Source organism: Streptomyces sp. R35, assembly GCF_041053035.1.
Taxonomy (GTDB): Bacteria; Actinomycetota; Actinomycetes; order Streptomycetales; family Streptomycetaceae; genus Streptomyces; species Streptomyces lutosisoli.
Window position 1 is genome coordinate 7,537,094 of sequence record NZ_CP163440.1, and the last position, 17,518, is coordinate 7,554,611.

17 protein-coding genes are annotated in these 17,518 nt (G+C 70.1%); 8 read left to right on the forward strand and 9 right to left on the reverse strand.

Annotation, left to right across the window (positions count from 1 at the left end):
• Positions 1-10: 10 nt before the first annotated feature.
• From AB5J50_RS34260 to mce, 5 genes are all read right to left on the reverse strand, one after another.
• Positions 11-781 carry an ABC transporter permease gene (locus AB5J50_RS34260; protein ID WP_369262233.1) on the reverse strand — a complete coding sequence of 257 codons (771 nt, stop codon included), beginning with the start codon at positions 779-781 and terminating at the stop codon, positions 11-13.
• A gap of 2 nt (positions 782-783) precedes the next feature.
• Complete coding sequence (locus AB5J50_RS34265) at positions 784-1,767, reverse strand: ABC transporter ATP-binding protein (RefSeq protein ID WP_369262235.1); 984 nt, start codon at positions 1,765-1,767, stop codon at positions 784-786.
• Positions 1,768-1,948: 181 nt separating this feature from the next.
• A complete protein-coding gene (locus AB5J50_RS34270) occupies positions 1,949-2,884 on the reverse strand; it encodes a cellulose-binding protein (RefSeq protein WP_369262237.1) in 936 nt (311 codons plus the stop codon).
• Positions 2,885-3,067: 183 nt separating this feature from the next.
• Positions 3,068-6,916, reverse strand: a complete 3,849-nt coding sequence (scy, locus tag AB5J50_RS34275; RefSeq protein WP_369262239.1) for a polarized growth protein Scy — start codon at positions 6,914-6,916, stop codon at positions 3,068-3,070.
• Between the two features lie 243 nt (positions 6,917-7,159).
• Complete coding sequence (gene mce, locus AB5J50_RS34280) at positions 7,160-7,600, reverse strand: methylmalonyl-CoA epimerase (RefSeq protein WP_266762866.1); 441 nt, start codon at positions 7,598-7,600, stop codon at positions 7,160-7,162.
• A 146-nt stretch (positions 7,601-7,746) separates the two neighbouring features.
• On the opposite strand from mce, the gene AB5J50_RS34285 reads away from it, so the two are divergent.
• The 3 genes from AB5J50_RS34285 to AB5J50_RS34295 all read left to right on the forward strand — a co-directional run bounded on the left by AB5J50_RS34285 (position 7,747) and on the right by AB5J50_RS34295 (position 11,655).
• Entirely contained in the window at positions 7,747-8,949 is a 1,203-nt protein-coding gene (locus AB5J50_RS34285; protein WP_369262242.1) for an acetyl-CoA C-acetyltransferase, read from the forward strand.
• 92 nt (positions 8,950-9,041) lie between these two features.
• On the forward strand, positions 9,042-9,998 hold the full coding sequence (meaB, locus tag AB5J50_RS34290) for a methylmalonyl Co-A mutase-associated GTPase MeaB (protein WP_369262244.1): 957 nt from the start codon (positions 9,042-9,044) through the stop codon (positions 9,996-9,998).
• Between the two features lie 406 nt (positions 9,999-10,404).
• Positions 10,405-11,655 (forward strand): MFS transporter, encoded by a 1,251-nt coding sequence (locus tag AB5J50_RS34295; RefSeq protein ID WP_369262246.1) that lies wholly within the window; start codon positions 10,405-10,407, stop codon positions 11,653-11,655.
• Positions 11,656-11,801: 146 nt separating this feature from the next.
• On the opposite strand, the gene AB5J50_RS34300 is transcribed toward AB5J50_RS34295, so the two are convergent.
• From AB5J50_RS34300 to AB5J50_RS34315, 4 genes are all read right to left on the reverse strand, one after another.
• Positions 11,802-12,278: a MarR family transcriptional regulator gene (locus AB5J50_RS34300; protein ID WP_327431796.1), complete on the reverse strand. Its 477-nt coding sequence runs from the start codon at positions 12,276-12,278 to the stop codon at positions 11,802-11,804.
• 92 nt (positions 12,279-12,370) lie between these two features.
• On the reverse strand, positions 12,371-13,171 hold the full coding sequence (locus AB5J50_RS34305; protein ID WP_369262248.1) for an AIM24 family protein: 801 nt from the start codon (positions 13,169-13,171) through the stop codon (positions 12,371-12,373).
• Positions 13,168-13,818: an AIM24 family protein gene (locus AB5J50_RS34310; RefSeq protein WP_330307361.1), complete on the reverse strand. Its 651-nt coding sequence runs from the start codon at positions 13,816-13,818 to the stop codon at positions 13,168-13,170. Before AB5J50_RS34310 ends, AB5J50_RS34305 begins: the two co-directional genes overlap by 4 nt.
• A gap of 1 nt (position 13,819) precedes the next feature.
• Complete coding sequence (locus tag AB5J50_RS34315; protein ID WP_327435213.1) at positions 13,820-14,452, reverse strand: AIM24 family protein; 633 nt, start codon at positions 14,450-14,452, stop codon at positions 13,820-13,822.
• 159 nt (positions 14,453-14,611) lie between these two features.
• Between AB5J50_RS34315 and AB5J50_RS34320 the strand changes: the two genes are divergently transcribed.
• The 5 genes from AB5J50_RS34320 (at position 14,612) to AB5J50_RS34340 (ending at position 17,508) form a co-directional block, all read left to right on the forward strand.
• Positions 14,612-14,959 (forward strand): DUF3817 domain-containing protein, encoded by a 348-nt coding sequence (locus AB5J50_RS34320; protein ID WP_327431799.1) that lies wholly within the window; start codon positions 14,612-14,614, stop codon positions 14,957-14,959.
• Positions 14,956-15,249, forward strand: coding sequence for an MTH1187 family thiamine-binding protein (locus tag AB5J50_RS34325; RefSeq protein ID WP_327431800.1), 294 nt, complete (start codon positions 14,956-14,958; stop codon positions 15,247-15,249). Before AB5J50_RS34320 ends, AB5J50_RS34325 begins: the two co-directional genes overlap by 4 nt.
• Positions 15,250-15,452: 203 nt before the next feature.
• Positions 15,453-16,205 (forward strand): hypothetical protein, encoded by a 753-nt coding sequence (locus AB5J50_RS34330; protein ID WP_369262251.1) that lies wholly within the window; start codon positions 15,453-15,455, stop codon positions 16,203-16,205.
• Positions 16,202-16,882 carry a DUF4166 domain-containing protein gene (locus AB5J50_RS34335; protein WP_369262253.1) on the forward strand — a complete coding sequence of 227 codons (681 nt, stop codon included), beginning with the start codon at positions 16,202-16,204 and terminating at the stop codon, positions 16,880-16,882. Before AB5J50_RS34330 ends, AB5J50_RS34335 begins: the two co-directional genes overlap by 4 nt.
• Positions 16,879-17,508: a TetR/AcrR family transcriptional regulator gene (locus AB5J50_RS34340; RefSeq protein WP_369262255.1), complete on the forward strand. Its 630-nt coding sequence runs from the start codon at positions 16,879-16,881 to the stop codon at positions 17,506-17,508. Before AB5J50_RS34335 ends, AB5J50_RS34340 begins: the two co-directional genes overlap by 4 nt.
• Positions 17,509-17,518 lie beyond the last annotated feature (10 nt).

Sequence of the window (17,518 nt, forward strand, 5' to 3'; positions counted from 1 at the left end):
TTGAGCGGGCTCAGGCGTCCCGCTTCTTGAGCAGCGCGTAACCCCCGAGGAGCGCCAGCGCCACCCACAGCACCATGATCGCGAGGCCGCCCCAGGGACCGTACGGAGTGTCGTCGTTGACCGGGGTCACGACCCGCATGATCTTGCTGCCGGCCTGGTCGGGCAGATAGCGGCCGATCTTCTTGGTCGCGGAGACGGCGCCCAGAATGTTGGAGATCAGGAAGAAGAACGGCATCAGGATGCCGAGCGAGAGCATCGGACTGCGCAGCATCGCCGCGACACCCATCGAGAAGACGGCGATCAGCGTCATATAGAGCCCGCCGCCGATCACCGCGCGCAGCACACCGGGGTCACCGATCGACGCCTTGTGCGTGCCGAGCATGGCCTGGCCCAGGGAGAAGGCGATGAAGCTGGTGATCATGCCGACGACGAGGGCGAGGCTGGCCGCCACCGCGATCTTGCTGAAGAGGAACGTGCCGCGCTGGGGGACCGCGGCGAGCGAGGTGCGGATCATGCCGGTGCTGTACTCGTTGCCCACGACGAGCACCCCGAACACGATCATCGCGAGCTGGCCGAGGCTCATCCCCGCGAAGCTGATGAACGTCGGGTCGAAGGAGAGCTTGTCCCCCGCGCTCAGCTTGTCCCACTCGTTCCTGGACAGCAGCGAGATGAGGATGCCGAGAGCGATGGTGACCACCGCGGCGAGACTGAGCGTCCACACGGTGGACGAGACGGAGCGGATCTTGGTCCACTCGGACTTGAGGACCTGGGTGGCCGCCATGGTCAATCCCTCTTCCAGCCGTCGCCCCAGTGCGGGGCCGGCGGCGGGGGCTGCGGTTGCGACGTCTGCGGATGCGGTGTGTCCGCGTGCGCGTGGTACTCCACCGACTCCGCGGTCAGCTGCATGAACGCCTCCTCCAGGGAGGCCTGCTGGGGACTCAACTCGTGCAGCACGATCTGGTGCTGCGCGGCCAGCTCACCGATGTGCTCCGGCTTGCCGGCGTCGACTTCGAGCAGACCGCTGCCCGTCTCGACGACCGTGACGCCCGCGCCGTGCAGCACGTCGAGGAGCCGCTCGCGCTGGGGGGAGCGGACACGGACGTAACTGCGCGAGTTCTGCTCGATGAAGTCGGCCATGGAGGTGTCGGCGAGGAGCCTGCCCTGACCGATGACGACGAGGTGGTCGGCGGTCAGCGCCATCTCGCTCATGAGGTGGGACGAGACGAACACCGTGCGCCCTTGCGCCGCGAGGGACTTCATCAGGTTGCGGATCCAGTGGATGCCCTCGGGGTCGAGCCCGTTGACCGGCTCGTCGAACATCAGGATCCGCGGGTCGCCCAGCAGCGCGCCCGCGATACCGAGCCGCTGGCCCATGCCGAGCGAGAAGCCCTTGGCCTTCTTCCTTGCGACCGGGGTCAGACCGACGGTGTCCAGGACCTCGTGCACCCGCGCCTTCGGGATGCCGTTGCTCTGTGCGAGGCAGAGGAGATGGTTGAAGGCGCTGCGTCCGCCGTGCATGGCCTTGGCGTCGAGGAGGGCGCCGATGTACTTCAGCGGGTCCCTGAGGTGGTCGTAGTGCTTGCCGTCGATCCGTACGTCGCCCGCGGTGGGGCGGTCGAGGCCGAGCATCATCCGCATCGTCGTGGACTTTCCCGCGCCGTTGGGGCCGAGGAAGCCCGTGACGATGCCCGGTCTGACGGTGAAGGTGAGGTTGTTGACCGCCACCTTCTCGCCGTACCGCTTGGTCAGCCCCTCGAGCTCGATCATGCGGCCACGCTAAGTCGGACCTATGGGCCGCGCTACTTGAGCGGGGAGGGGGTGCCGCGTGTTCGCCGTGTTCGTCTGCCGCGCCGTCGTGGCTGGGCGCGCCCCACCCCGTGCCTACGACAACGGCCCGCACCCCGAGGAGGGGGTGCGGGCCGGAGCCTTGAGCAGGAACTACCAGGAACTACCGGGACTGCTGCGCCGGAACCCCACGCGAGATCGGCTCGTCCTCGGCCGGCGTGCTGGCGGCGGCCACCGCGGCGCCCGTGAGCGTCGCGAGCATCTCGCGGACGTTCGTGAGCTGGGCGTTGATCGAGTCGCGGCGGTTGGTGAGGGCCGCGAGCTCGCGCTCGGATTCCGAGCGGATGCGGTCGGCCTTGGCGTTCGCGTCGGCCACGATGTCCTCGGCCTGGCGCTGAGCCGTCTCCACCGTCTGGCGGGCGCGGCGCTCGGCGTCCGTGCGCAGCTTCTCGGCCTCCAGGCGGAGCTGCTCCGCGCGGTGCTCGATCTCCGCGAGACGCTTCTCGGCCTTGGCCTGACGGGACGCGAGGTCGCGCTCCGACTGCTCGCGGCGCTTGGCGAGGTTCGTCTCGAAGTCGGCGGCGGCCTGCGCGGCCTTGGCGCGGGTCTCCTCGAAGAGGGCGTCGGCCTCCTCGCGCTTCTGCTGCGCGTCCTTCTGCGCCTCCTGGCGCAGCTGCGAGGCGTCGCTCTTGGCCTTCTCGACGATCCGGACGCCCTCGTCCTCCGCCTTGGACTTGCGGTCCGCAGCGAACGATTCTGCGTCGTTGCGCACCTGCTGGGCCGCCGACTCGGCGAGCTCACGGTGCTGCTCGGAAGCGCGACGGGCCTCCTCGCGCAGGTCCTTCGCCTCCTCCTCGGCGAGGCGGAGGATCTTCTCGACGCGCGCGCCGAGACCCGCGTACGACGGCTCGGCGTCGCTTACCTGGGCCTGGGCGTTCTGCGTTTCGAGGTGGAGCTCCTCGATGCGCTTTTCGAGAGCAGTGATACGGGCCAGAGCGCTGTCACGGTCGGAGACGAGCTTCGAAATGCGTTCGTCCACCTGAGCGCGGTCGTACCCACGCCGCACAAGCTCGAAGCCGTAGGGGGAAGTGTCGCTCATGGGGTTCCTGTCGAATGAGACCGGTGAGGTGATAGGGGGAATCCTAGGGGCCAAAGCGGTGTGTCATCGAGCGGATACGTGTTTGATCTGGAGAATGACACTCCTTTTGGGTGGCTAGCTGTCGGAGGGCTTGCCAGAAGCTGTGCCAAAGGTCCCTGCTAAGCATGGAATCTGTGCTTCTGGCTAGCCCTCTGATGACTTGCCACTCGAACGTGTCGCGCCGACGGCAGCGCCCGCCTTGACTCCACCGTCCTTGTTTCCGGACGGGGCCTCAAAGGACTCCAACGCCTCCAGGACGTCCTGGACACGGGAGATCTCCGCGTTGATGTCCTCGCGGCGGCGCACCAGGACCTCCAGGTCCCGCTTGCCCTCCTCGACCGCCGCCTTCGCCTCGCGGATCGCCTCGGACCTGATCTGCTCGGCCTCGGTGACGAGCGAGCTCTTCTTCTGCTCGGCCTCCTTGAGGAGACCCTCGGCCTTCCTGACGGCGGCGATACGCACCTTGCTCGCCTCGGAACTGGCCTCCGAGATCAGGTCCTTCGCCTTCGCCTCGGCCTCGGCGAGCTGGTCCTCGGCCGCCTTGATGAGCGCGTCGCACCGGTCGCCCGCGTTCTTCATCGTCTCGGCCGACTCGCGGCGGGCCCGCTCGTGCAGCTCCTCGATCTCCGTGGTGATGCGGTCGCGCAGTTCCTCCGCGCGCTCCCTGATCGCCGTCGCGTCCCGGCGCGCGCCGACCAGCAGCTCGTCCGCGTCCGTACGGGCCCGCTCCACGAGGGAGTTGCCCTCCACGGTCGCCTCGGAGACGACCCGCTCGGCCTCGTTGCGGGCCGCGCCGACCATCGTGTCGGCCTGCGACTCGGCCTCGGCCGTCGTCTTCTGCGCGCTCTGCTGCGCCTCGGTGAGCAGCTTGTCGGCCTCGGACGCGGTCTCCGAGATGAGCGTGTCGACCTGCTCGGCCGCCTCGGAACGCCGCTTGTTGGCCTCCTGGCGCGCCTCGTCCAGCGTGTGCTCGGCCTCCTCGCGCGCCGACGACGTGAGCCGCTCGGCCTCCGCCGCCGCCTCGGCCTTGACGCGCTCCGCCTCGCTGCGCATCCGCTCGGCGTGCTGCTGCGCGGAGCCGACCGTCTCGGCCGCCTCGGCACGCAGCCGCTCCGCGTCGCCCGTCGCGTCCGAGATGAGCTGCTCGGCCTTGGCCACGGATTCGGCCCGTACGCGCTCGGCCTCGGTGGTGGTGTCATGGGCGAGCCGCTCGGCCTCCGCCGTCGCCTCGGTGATGAGGGTGTCCGCCTGCGTGGCCGCGTCCGAACGGATCCGGTTCGCGTCCTCCCGGGCGTCCGCACGGGTGCGCGAGGCGTCCTGCTCGGCGTTCGCGATGGCGTCCGACGCGTCGGTACGGACCCGCTGGGCGTGCGCGGCGGCGTCCGAGCGCAGCCGCTCGGACTCGGCGATCGCCTCCGAAACCGTGCGCTCCGCCAGCGACTTGGCGGCGTCCGTCTCCTCGGCCGCCTCCCGCCGGATGCGCGCCGCGTCCTCGGACGCCCGCTCCCGCTCCGCGTAGGCGTCGGCGCGGACCCGGTCCGCCTCCTCCTGCGCCTCGGTCCGCGTACGGTCCGCCACATGCTCGGCGGCGCTGCGGAGACCGGTGATCTCGTCCTGAGCCTGCTCGTGCAGCCCCGCCACGGAGTCGCGCACCTGCTGTGCGGTCTGCTCGGCGTTGGAGACCATCTCGGTCGCGCGCCGGTCGGCCTCCTCGACCACGCGTACGGCCTCGGCCTGGGCCTCCTCGACCCGGTTGCGCGCGGAAGCCAGCAGCTCCTCGCTCTGCTCGCGGGCCCGCTCGCGCTCCTGGTCGGCCTCCTGGCGTGCGGAGCCGAGAAGTTCCTCGGCCTCGCGGCGGCGCCGGGCGGCCTCCTCCTGGGCGGCGGCCAGCGTCTCGGCGCCCTCGGTCGCCAGGCGTTCGGCCGCGGCCTGCGCCTCCGCCCGAACCCGGTCGGCGCTGTCCTGGGCCTCCGACTTCAGCCGCTCGGCCTCCGCCGCCGCCTCCGAACGCAGCCGTACGGCGATGTTCTCGCCCTCGGCCCGGGACGCGGACGCGTCCGCCGCGGCTTCGTTGCGCAGCCGCTCGGCCTCGGCCTCGGCCTGCGCCTGGAGCGCACGGATCCGCTCGGCGGCCTCCGAACGCAGCCGATCCGTCTCCGCGGCGGCCTCGCGCCGGATGCGCTCGGCCTCCGCACGCGCGTCGGTCAGTGCCTCCTCGGCGGCGACGAGGCGCTCCTCCGCCTCCGTGTGCCGCCGGGTCAGTTCTTCGGCGGCCTCGGCCTGGCGGGCCGCTATGGCGCGCTCGGTGTCCTCGCGCAGCTGCTCGGCGGCCCGCTCGGCCTCCGCACTGATCGCCTCGGACTGCTCGACGGCCTCCGCGCGATGCCGCTCGGCCTCGGCGCGGGTGCGCTCCAGGGTCTCCTCGGCCTGCCGGCGCAGCGTCGTCGCGCGCTCGATGGCCTCGGTACGGACCTTCTCGCTGTCCGCCGTGGCCGCCGTGCGCAGCTCGTCCGCGTCCGCCTTCGCCTTGGCGAGCAGCTCCTCGGCGGTCTTGGCCGCCTCCTCGATCTGCTGGACGGCTTCGCGCCGGGCCTCGGCGCGGATGCGCTCGCCCTCCGCGACCGCGTCGGCGCGCAGCTGCTCGGCCTCGCCGCGCAGGCGGCGCGCCTCCTCCTGCAGCTCGACCGTCTTGGCCCGGTACTCCTTGGTGTCGTCCTTCGCCGTGCCCTTGAGCTGCTCGGCGATGTCGTGCGCCTCGGCGCGCAGCCGGTCCGCCTCGGCCTCCGCCTCGGTGCGGATCCGCTCGGCCTCCTCGGTGGCGGCCTTGGTGGTGTTCTTCGCTTCCTCGGACGCCTTGTTCAGCACGTCCTCGGCGGTACGGGCCGCCTTGGCGAGCTGGGAGGCGGTCTCCTCGGCGGTGAGGCTGCGGGCGTTCTCCTCGGCCTCCGCGACGATCTTCTCGGCCTTGGCGCGGGCGTCCGCGACGAGCTGCTCGGCCTCGGCCTTGGTGGTCTCGGCCTCCTGACTGGCCTCGGTGACCAGCCGGGCGACCTGCTCCTTCGCCGTACGCGTGCGCTGCTCGTTCACCGACTCCGCGCTCGCCAGGGCCTTGGCCGCGGCCTCCTTCGCCTCCGCGACGACCTTGTCCGCCGTGGACCGCGCCTCGCGCAGCGCCCCTTCGGCCTCGGTCATGCGCTGCTCGGCGGCCCGGCTCAGCTCGGTGGCCTGGCGGCGGGCGGTGTCCGACTCGGTCGCCGTGGAGCTGCGCAGCTGCTCGGCGTGGTCGGTGGCCTCCTGGGCCTGCGTGGACGCGGCGTTCAGCAGCCGCTCGGCGTCGGTGCGGGCGCGGCGCAGCAGTGCCTCGGCCTCCGCGCGGGCCGACTCGGCGTCGGCGGTGAGCCGCTGACGGGCCTCGGCGGCGACCCGCTCGGCCTCCGTGCGGGCGGCGGCCAGTGACTGGTCGGCCTCGGCGCGCGACTCCTCCAGCAGCCGGCGGGCCTGCGACTCGCTGCGGGCGCGCAGCTGCTCCGCCCACGCCACGTTCTCGTTGACGTGCGACTCGACGGTCTGCCGGCGCTCCGCCAGCTCCTGGTCGAGCTGCTGGCGCCGGGAGACCGCCTCCTGGTGCAGCTCCGCCTGGAGCCGGGCCGCCTGCTCGGCGTGCTCCTGAAGGATCCGCTGCGTCTGCGCACGGGCCTGGCTCAGCTCGCGCTCGGCGTCCGCGCGCAGCTGGTCGGCCTGGATCTGCGCATTACGCAACAGCTGCTCGGCCTGGTAACCGATGTCGCCGCCGTCATAGGCAGGACGGGTCGCCAGACTGCGCCGCGCCTCATGCAGCTTGGCGCGCAGCACCTCGACCTGATAGCCGAGGTCCTCGGCGTGCTGGACGGCCTTCTCCCGCTCGGTCTTCAGCCGCTCCATCTCGGCCTCGAACCGAGAGAGGTGGTCGACGTCAGCCGCCGGCTCTCGCTCCTGGCGTTCGTAGCCCCGCACTGCGCGGTCCCATCCGTCCCCTGGTCGCAAGTCACTCCAAACGAGCTCCGTCCATCCGCCGAACGGGGCCCCCGGGGAATGGTGTCAGATCAACGGCGGAGCATGGGCTGCTGCCCCGACGCTCGTCCCCCGAAACCTGGACCCCGGCCCTCGGTCCTGCTCGCTGGAAGGCGGCAGGACCTCGGCCGTCCCCGCGTAAAGGCGACGGCCGCCCCCAACCCTACCGGCCCAGATATACGGAGGTCAGTGCTCAGGTGACTCAACAGCCGCCGAAGTGACCAGTTCTGTCAGGACACCATGGCAATCCTTTGGATGAAGGAAGGTGATCCGGGACCCCATGGACCCGATCCGGGGCTCGTCGTAGAGCACCCGGACACCCTTGTTCCTGATGTCCGCGGCGTCGCCGTCGACATCCGCCGTGCCGAAGGCGATGTGGTGCACCCCCTCACCGTTCTTGGCCAGCCACTTCCCGACCGCGGAGTCCTCGCGGGTGGGTTCGAGCAGTTGGAGGTAGGAGGCACCGCCGTCGGACGTCTCGTTGATCTTGAGCATGGCCTCTCGAACGCCCTGCTCCTCGTTGACCTCGGAGTGGAAGACCTCGAAGCCGTACGTCGCACGGTAGAACTCGACAGTCTTGTCGAGGTCGAAACAGGCGATCCCGATGTGGTCGATTCGCGTCAGCATGGTGTTAGTGCAGCGCTCCGGAGGTGGTTACGCAACGTGCGCGCGATCACACTCCACGCCGGATGACGGGTGGCCTACCGCTCAGTACATTCAAGTAAACCCTCGTTCACTCCTCGGCTGTGCAGCCGGTAAGGGGATCGCACCTCATGTCTGGAACGAACAGCAGTACCTCGGTGATCGTCGCGGGCGCCCGAACGCCCATGGGGCGGTTGCTGGGTTCGCTGAAGTCCTTCTCCGGAGCCGACCTCGGCGGCTTCGCGATCAAGGCCGCCCTCGACCGTGCGGGCATCGGTGGCGACCAGGTGCAGTACGTGATCATGGGCCAGGTGCTCCAGGCCGGGGCAGGGCAGATCCCGGCACGCCAGGCCGCGGTCAAGGCCGGCATCCCGATGAGCGTCCCGGCACTCACCATCAACAAGGTGTGTCTGTCGGGCCTGGACGCCATCGCGCTCGCGGACCAGCTGATCCGCGCGGGCGAGTTCGACGTCGTGGTCGCGGGCGGCCAGGAGTCGATGACGAACGCGCCGCACCTGCTCCCCAAGTCCCGTGAGGGCTACAAGTACGGGGCGATCGAGATGCTCGACGCCATGGCGTACGACGGTCTGACGGACGCCTTCGAGAACATCGCCATGGGCGAGTCGACGGAGAAGCACAACAGCCGGCTGGGGATCCAGCGGCCCGAGCAGGACGAGATCGCGGCCCTGTCCCACCAGCGTGCGGCCGCCGCCCAGAAGAACGGCATCTTCGAGGCGGAGATCACTCCCATCGAGATTCCGCAGCGCAAGGGCGAGCCCGTCGTCTTCAGCAAGGACGAGGGCATCCGCGGCGAGACCACGGCCGAGTCGCTCGGCAAGCTGCGCCCCGCCTTCACCCGCGACGGCACGATCACGGCCGGTACGTCGTCGCAGATCTCGGACGGTGCCGCCGCCGTGGTCGTGATGAGCAAGGCCAAGGCGCTGGAGCTGGGCCTGGAGTGGATCGCCGAGATCGGCGCGCACGGGAACGTGGCCGGGCCGGACAACTCCCTCCAGTCGCAGCCGTCCAACGCGATCCTCCACGCGCTCAAGAAGGAAGGCATGGACGTCTCGGACCTCGACCTCATCGAGATCAACGAGGCCTTCGCGGCTGTCGCGGTCCAGTCAATGAAGGACCTCGGGGTGTCCACGGAAAAGGTGAACGTCAACGGCGGCGCCATTGCCCTGGGTCACCCGATCGGTATGTCGGGCGCCCGTCTCGTGCTGCACCTCGCCCTCGAACTCAAGCGGCGCGGCGGCGGCGTGGGCGCGGCCGCACTGTGCGGTGGCGGCGGGCAGGGTGACGCGCTGATCGTGCGGGTACCGAAGGCCTGAGAACGTCACCACCGATCACGGGTGACCTCCCATGTCCCTTCAAGACCCTTCATGACCCCTCGTGACCTCGTGACCTCGTGAACGGAGCTGTGATGCAGGACGTCTCCTCGCTGGTGGCCCAGGCCAGGGAAGGACGGCCGCGGGCCGTGGCCCGGCTGATCTCCCTGGTGGAGGGCGCGGCACCGCAGCTCCGTGAGGTCATGGCGGCGCTGGCACCGCTGGCCGGCAACGCGTATGTGGTCGGGCTCACCGGGTCCCCGGGCGTCGGCAAGTCGACCTCGACGTCGGCGCTGGTGACGGCGTATCGGCGGCAGGGCAAGCGGGTCGCGGTGCTGGCCGTCGACCCGTCCTCGCCGTTCTCCGGGGGCGCCCTGCTCGGCGACCGCGTGCGGATGTCCGAGCACGCGTCGGATCCTGGGGTGTACATCCGCTCGATGGCCACCCGGGGGCACCTGGGCGGCCTCGCGTGGGCGGCTCCCCAGGCGATCCGGGTCCTGGACGCGGCCGGCTGTGATGTCGTCCTGGTGGAGACGGTCGGTGTCGGCCAGTCCGAGGTCGAGATCGCCTCCCAGGCGGACACGTCCGTCGTCCTCCTCGCCCCCGGCATGGGCGACGGCATCCAGGCGGCCAAGGCCGGAATCCTGGAGATCGGCGACGTGTACGTCGTCAACAAGGCGGACCGGGACGGGGCCGACGCGACCGCCCGTGAGCTGAACCACATGCTCGGCCTCGGCGAATCCCGTGGCCCTGGCGACTGGCGGCCGCCGATCGTCAAGACGGTTGCCGCGCGGGGCGAGGGTATCGACGAGGTGGTCGAGGCGCTGGAGAAGCACCGGGCGTGGATGGAGGAGCACGGGGTGCTCACCGAGCGGCGTCTTGCCCGGGCGTCCCAGGAGGTCGAGACGATCGCGGTTACCGCGCTGCGGCAGCGGATCGGTGACCTGCATGGGGATCGGCGGCTCAGTGCGCTGGCAGAGCGGATCGTGGCGGGCGAGATGGATCCGTACCGCGCCGCGGACTCCCTGGTGGAGGGCCTGACAGAGGGCTGACCCAAGGGTCTTTCGCCCCCGCCGCCCCTACCCGTCCCATCCCCAGGGGCTCTGCCCCTTCGACCCCGGGGGTTGTGTGTCGGGTGCGGGTGGGTGGGGGTTGCTCGCGCAGTTCCCCCCGCCCCTGAAAAAACCCCGCCCGCCCCCCCGTTTTTCAGGGGCGCGGGGAACTGCGCAATCTTTTAGGGGGGTCTGGGGGCGCAGCCCCCAGGGATGGGACGGGTAGGGGCGGCGGGGGCGAAGGAAGTCGCTGGGCAACTTTCATTGGGCGCTGGTAAGTTGGGGCGCATGTTCCTTCACTTGGCGTAGGGGCCGACCAGGCCCGCGACGGATGCACAGCGAATCGGCTGTGTCGTCGCGGCACCCAGTCGTCCCCTTTTCCGCCTCGCTGTTGAGGAACCTTCACATGTCTGCGTCACCTTCGCGGCCCTCGTACGCCGCGCTCTTCCGCATGGCCCACACCCGCCGCACCTTCACCACCGCCCTCATCGGCAGACTGTCCTACGGCATCGTCTCGCTGGCCATGATGCTCACGGTGACCCGCGCGACCGGGTCGTACGCCGTGGCCGGCACGGTCATGGCGCTGTTCGGCGCGATGAGCGTGGCCCTGTCGCCCGCGCGGGCGGCCCTGATCGACCGGTACGGTCCGCGCCGTGCCCTCATCCCGATGGCCTCGCTCTACGCGACCCTGCTCGCAGCCTTCGCGGCGGCAGCCTGGCGCCCGGGAGCCCCGGTGACGGCCATCGGCGCGCTGGCCGTCGCGGCCGGCGCCTGCACGCCGCCCCTCGGCCCCACGATGCGTGCCGTATGGAGTGAGGTCATCGAGGACAAGCCGCTCTTGCAGCGGGCGTACAGCCTCGACGGTGTCGCGGAGGAGATCCTCTTCGTCTCGGGGCCGTTGCTGGTGGGCGTGGTGGTGCAGTTCGCGCCGCCGGCCGCCGGGGTCGTGCTCAGTGCCCTGCTGGTGTGGGCCGGAACCCTCGCGTTCGTGCTGTCACCGATCGTCGCCGGCGTACGCCCGGCCGCGGCGAAGTCCGCCGAACGCTCCCGGCGTCGGCTGCGGGGCGGGCGCGCGCTCGTGCAGTCCGTCGTCGTGGCGGCGGGTGTCGGTCTGTCCCTGGGAGCCATCGACCTGCTGGTCATGGCCTTCGCGCAGCAGCGCCATCACGGGGACGACGTCGTGGCCTGGGTGCTCGCCGCACTGTCGGTGGGCAGCGCGCTGGGCGGCCTGCTCAACGGCGCCGTCAACTGGCGTACGTCCACACGGGTCCGGCTGCCGCTGCTGGCCGGCGGCCTGGGCCTCGCCCTGTTCGCCGCGGGACTTGCTCCCGGCCTCGGCACCCTGACGGTCGCGGTGGCCTGCGCGGGCTTCTTCGTCGCCCCGGCCCTGACGACGTCCTACCTGATCGCCGACGAGGCGGCCCCGCCCGGCTTCCGTACCCAGGCGGGCGCCTGGGTAAACACCGCGGTGAACGCCGGAAGTTCGGGCGGCGCCGCCGGGGTGGGCTTCCTGGTCGGCCACGTGTCCCTGGGCCTGTGCTTCGCGATCTCGGGGGCGGCGGCCGTGTCGGCGGCGCTGATTGCCATTCGGGGCACAGGCGCGGCGGCGGTTCCGCGGGGAACCCCCAAGGACGCTGAGGAGCCTTCCCGAGTCTGATCGAAGGGGCACTGTTCGAACTCCGGCTCCCCGCGCCCCGAAAGGGGCGCGGGGCGGCGACATATGCGGCTCCGCCGCGTGGGCGCGACCAGCCACGAACAGCCCGCAGGTAACGGACGGCCCGCAGTCACCGGTCACCGAACCGGCTACGGCTTACCTCGTTGCCCCCGCAGATGCTCAGCGATCGGCCGCAACGACTTGTGCAGCTCCTCCAACGCCTCCGGCGACAGCAGATCGATGAAGTGCCTCCGCACAGACCCCACATGATGCGGCGCGACCTTCTTCATCGTCTCCATGCCGTGCTCCGTGAGCACGGCATACAGCCCCCGCCGGTCGGACTCGCAGTTCTCGCGGCGCACCAGATCCGCGTTTTCCATGCGGGTGATCTGGTGCGAGAGGCGGCTCTTGGACTGGAGGGTGGCGGACGCGAGGTCACTCATCCGCATCCGTACGCCCTCCGACTCGGAGAGGTTCACCAGGATCTCGTAGTCGTTCATGGTCAGCCCGAACGGCTGCAGGTCCCTTTCGAGCTGGTAGGCCAACAGCCTGTTGACCTCCAGGTGGGTGCGCCAGGCGCACTGCTCCGCATCGGTCAGCCAGCGCGTGGCCGTCTCGGTCTCCATAAATGAAGTCTACCTAAAATGTTGAAAGGCGAACTAGTGAGGGTGGTGTGACTGTGCGCACGCGTTCGATGTCACACTCCGCAGACTACCGCTCACAGCCCGAAGCGACGCTGGAGGTCCCCCAGCTGTCCGGGAAGGCGCGGTGCGCCGGCTTGCTGCCCCTGGTGACCAGGCACCCCGCCCGCGCCCGGCACTCCGGGCTCGCGTGGGACCGCCCCCATGGCCTGGTCTGCCATGAGGGTTTCGGTGGACTGGAGCAGCACCGTGCCGGCCCCTACGAACTCGAACTGGTGCTCCTCTCCAGAGGCCCCGCCGAGGCCCGTCATCGCACGTAGACCGCCCATTACACCTGTCATGTACCCGTGGTCGTAGTGATGGCAGGGGGAGGGGCAGTCGGCCCAGCCGACCAGGGCCTGTGGGTCCACCCGGATCGGGGGTTCCATGAACACCACCGGACCGTTAGATGCGGCTACGAACTTCCCGGTTCCGATCAGGGTCAGAAACCCCGGCACGATCGACTGCTTGAGGGCAAGACTTGGCTGAAAAGCGAGCAAGTTGCCCGAGCGAATGGTCAGATTGCCGTTGTCCAGATCGTAGGAATTCACATCGAAGGCCCGGTCGGCGAGGAGCATCTTGCCCGAGCCCTCCGCCACGACCCAGTCGCTCGCGTGCAGAGGCGAATGGAACGACGTACGGACGAGCCGGTCGAGCCGGCCGTGTCCGATGCCGTTGAATTGCATCGACCCGTAGTAGGCGATCATCTTGCCCTTCTGCAGGAACCACTGGCTCCCCTTGAGCTCCACGCAGAAGGTGTAGTTGTTGACGTTGTCGTCGACCGGCAGCGTCATCGGGTCGTGGATGACCGGGCCGCCCGGAGTCCCGTAAGCGCTCACAGCTTCTCCTCCGAGGCCTGGACGTACACCGCACCACTGCCGCTCAGCTCCAGCTGGAACGCCTCGCCCGAACCGCGGCCCACCATGTCGCGCCAGCCCAGCGCCGTGGACAGCTTGTTCCGTACGTCGCCGTGGTGCGCGACGTACGCCTGCGGGTCGACGTGGACCGGGCGCTGCGGGGTGATCGGGACCTCGAAAACACCCCCGTGCGCCATGACCGCGACCGCGCCCTGCCCCTTCAGGGTGGTCGTGAAGAGCCCCTGACCGGTCACCTGGCCGCGCACCATGCCCATGACGCCGCCCTGCGAGCCCAGGAACATCGTGCCCTGCTGGAGGGTGCCGTCGAAGGCGAGCAGCCGGTCCGCCTCGACGTACAAGGTGTCGCCGGTGAGATTGATCACCTGGACGTGATGGCCGCCGTGCCCGAAGAGCACCGTGCCGGAGCCCTCGACGGTCATCAGCGGGGTCGCCTCGTTCGCCAGGCGGCGGCCGATCATCGACATCACACCGCCCTGGCCGCCCTGGACGTTGGGCGTGAAGGAGACCTCGCCCTTGTAGGCGAGCATCGCGCCGCGCTGGCTGAACAGCCGCTGGCCCGGCAGCACCGTGGCCTCGACCATCTTCGAGTTCACTTCGCGAAAGGGCATGTCACACGTCCCCCGCGATCGTGTTGCGCTCACTGGGCTGTACGTAGACCAGGCCGTCGCCCTCGAAGCGGATCTGGAAGGCCTCGCCGCCGCCCTCACCCAGCAGCGTGCGGAACGTCACACCGGACTGGAAGGACTGGCGCACATTGCCCTGGTGCGCGATGTACGCGCCCGGGTCGACCGTCAGCGGGTACTGGGAGCTGACCCGCAGCACCACCGCAGGGCCGTCGGACGTGATCGCCGCCTGCCCGTGCCCCTCGACGGTGGTGGTGAACAGCCCGTTGCCCTGCGAGGCGCCCCGCAGCCCCGTGAAGGACGTGCCCGTGCGCAGGCCCGCGTCCGTCGCGAGCAGATTGCTCGACTCCACGTAGAGCTTGTCCCCCTGGAGACTGACGAGGTTTATCTCGGAGGCCCGGTCCGCGAACCAGCAGGTCCCGTGCCCCTTCACCTCCATCACCGTCATCTGCTCACCGGTGAGGCGCCGGGTCACCATCCCCCGTACCCCCTCGCCACCGCCGCTCAGCTTCTTGAAGGCCATCTGACCGTCGTACGCGACCATCGAGCCGTTCTTCGCCTTCACGGCGTCCCCGGTCATGTCGACGGCCAGCACCTTGCTGCCTTGAAGTCGAAACATCGCCACCTGGTGAAGGTAGCCGCCGGGCCGCTCCGCGGAACAGAGCCCGTGGGTGGACAGGCACCCTGATCGCACCCTTAGGGGGATCGTTTGCCACAATGGGCGATGCTTGTGCGTGCGTTCACAAACTGTGGACGTCTCTCCCACCGAAGGTGACCCGTGGACCTGAAGACAGCCTCCGCCCTCCGCCGCCTGCGTCTGGTCTCGGCCCCCGAAGCCGTTTCCTTCCTGCTGCTGCTCGTCTGCTCGGTGCTGAAGCGGACCACGGAATTCAACGCGGTGCCCGTCATGGGCGCGATCCACGGTGTCCTCTTCATCCTGTACGTGATCTTCTGGCTGGACGCCTGGAACCGCACCAAGTGGAGCACCGGCACCGGCCTCCTCTACTTCGTCCTCTCCGTCCTGCCCACCGGCGGCTTCTTCGCCGAGCGCAAGCTCAAGCGCGAGGCCGAGGACGCGGTCATCGCGTCCCGCGCCCGCCGCGAGGGCGTGGTGAAGACGTCATGATCGTCGCTTTCTCCGTGACGCCGCTGGGCGTCGGCGAGGACGTGGGGGAGTACGTCGCCGACGCCGTCCGAGTCGTCCGCGAGTCGGGTCTGCCGAACCGCACCGACGCGATGTTCACCTCGATCGAGGGCGAGTGGGACGAGGTGATGGACGTCGTCAAGCGCGCCGTCGCCGTCGTCGAGGAGCGCGCGCCGCGCGTCTCGGTCGTCCTGAAGGCCGACATCCGTCCCGGCGTGACGGACGGTCTGACCTCCAAGGTGGAGACGGTGGAGCGGCACCTGTCGGCCTGAGTCTCCGCGATCTCCGCGATCTCCGCAATCTCCGCGACGGAGACTCGAAAGTCTCCGCAGGCAGTGGAACCTCGAAACCCCGGTCCCCAGGGCCGGGGTTTTTCGTGCCGCGACATTTGAGCGATCGCTCAAACCTCGCTAGTCTCCTGTTCCGATCGATTGAGCAGTCGCTCAAAAAGCGTTGCTGAAGTGGGGGTTCGGGGATGGGGCTCTACGTAGAGGCGCATATACGCGTCGATCTCGGCGAGTTGTGGGCGCGGACGCAGGATCCCGCCCAACACCGGCGCTGGGACCTTCGCTTCACCGAGATCGACTACCTCCCGCGCGCGGAGGGCGAGCCGCAGCGCTTTCGCTATGCCACGCGCGTGCTGCCGTTCCTGACCGTCGCGGGCACCGGTGTCTCGGCCGGCGAGAAGGAACGTCCGGACGGCACCCGCACCTCCGCGCTGCGCTTCGCCTCACCGCATCCGCTCTCGCTGCTCGCCGAGGGCAGCGGCTATTGGCGGTACGTCCCGGGCGGCGACGGAGTGCGCTTCCTCACCGGGTACGACTACCGCCCGCGCTGGGGCCGCCCCGGAGCGGTGGCCGACCGGCTGCTCTTCCGTCCCTTCATGGGCTGGGCCACCGCCTGGTCCTTCGACCGGCTGAGGCTGTGGCTGGAACGGGGCATCACGCCGGAGCGGGCGCTGCGCAACTGGCTCGCCGAAACGACGGTCCGCGCCCTCGTGCTCCTGGCCGCCTGCTCGGGGCTGGTGTGCGGGGCGCTCGTGGACGCGGCGGGCCCGCTGGCGCCGCTCGCCCTGTTCGCGACCCCCGTGCTCGCCGTACTGGCCGCGCTGTCCGCCCTCTTCGTACCGCCGCTGCGGGGCACCCCGGCGGCCCGCCGCTGTCTGCGCACACCGCATGCCCACGCCCGCGCCCCCCGCCTCCTCGCCACCCTGGAGCTCCAGCGATGACCTCGATCTTCCGTACGGTGATGGGCGCGGACTTCGAACGTCTCCACCCCGAGCTGCAACGCCGCTTCTCCGTCGGCCTGTCGAGCGGCGAGGCGTGCACCGGGCGCGGTGTCATGGACCGGATCTGGCACGGGCGCGGCTTCGTGAAGCCGTTCCTGGCGCTGGGCACCACGCGCAACATCCTGGTCCCGCGTACGGGCCGGCACGTGCCCTTCACCATCGAGAACGTGCCGTACGCCGACGGCTTCGGGCGGGAGACGGTGACGTTCGTGCGCACCTTCGACCTGCCCGGCCGCTCGCGCCGCTTCGACGCCCAGATGGTGCTGAGCCCCAAGGGCGACCGCGTCCTCGATTACCTCGGCACGCACCAGCACCTCGCCAGCGACCTGTTCTTCCGCGCCGAACCCGACGGCTCCCTGCTGATCCGGTCCGGCGAACACCGTTTCCGTGAGGGCCCCGTGGATGTCCGGGTGCCCGAACTCGTCGGCGGCGAGGCCGAGGTGCGGGAGTCCTTCGACGACGCCACCGGACGCTTCCGCATCCAAGTCCGCGTAGTGAACCGCCGCTTCGGGCCGCTCTTCGGCTACTCGGGTTCCTTCCGGGCGACGTACACCGACATCCGTACGCGCGGTGTGCGCGCCGGTCTGCGGCCGGTGCGTGAGGAGGCGCGGGCGTGAGCGAGGCGACCAGGGAGAAGCTGCTTGAGGGGGCGCTGCGGACGCTCGTCGAGCAGGGGATCGCGAAGACCTCGGCCCGTTCGATCGCGGCGACGGCCGGGGTCAATCAGGCGCTGGTGTTCTACCACTTCGGGTCCGTGGACGAGTTGCTGTCGGCGGCGTGCCGGTACGGGGCCGAGCGGCGGGTCGCTCGCTACCGTGAGCGTCTCGCTGAGATCGGGAGCCTTGCCGAACTTCTCTCCTTCGGGCGGGAGATGCATGAGGCCGAGCGGGCGGAGGGGTATGTCGCCGTGCTGGGGCAACTCCTTGCCGGGACGCAGACGCATCCGCGTATCGCGCCTGCCACGGCGGCCGGACTCGACCTCTGGATCGCGGAGATCGAGAAGGTACTCACCCGGGTCCTGCCGGCGACGCCCCTCGGTGAATTCGCCGATCCGGTGGGGCTCGCCCGTGCGGTCGCGGCGTCCTTCGTCGGTATCCAGCTCTACGAGGGCGTCGACCCGGCCGGGGCCGCCTCCGCCCTCGCGTCCCTCGAACAACTCACCGTCCTCATCACGGCCCTCGATTCCCTCGGCCCGGTCGCCCAGCGAGCCATCCGCCACCACCTGCGCCGCACCACCCGCTGAACGCACGTGG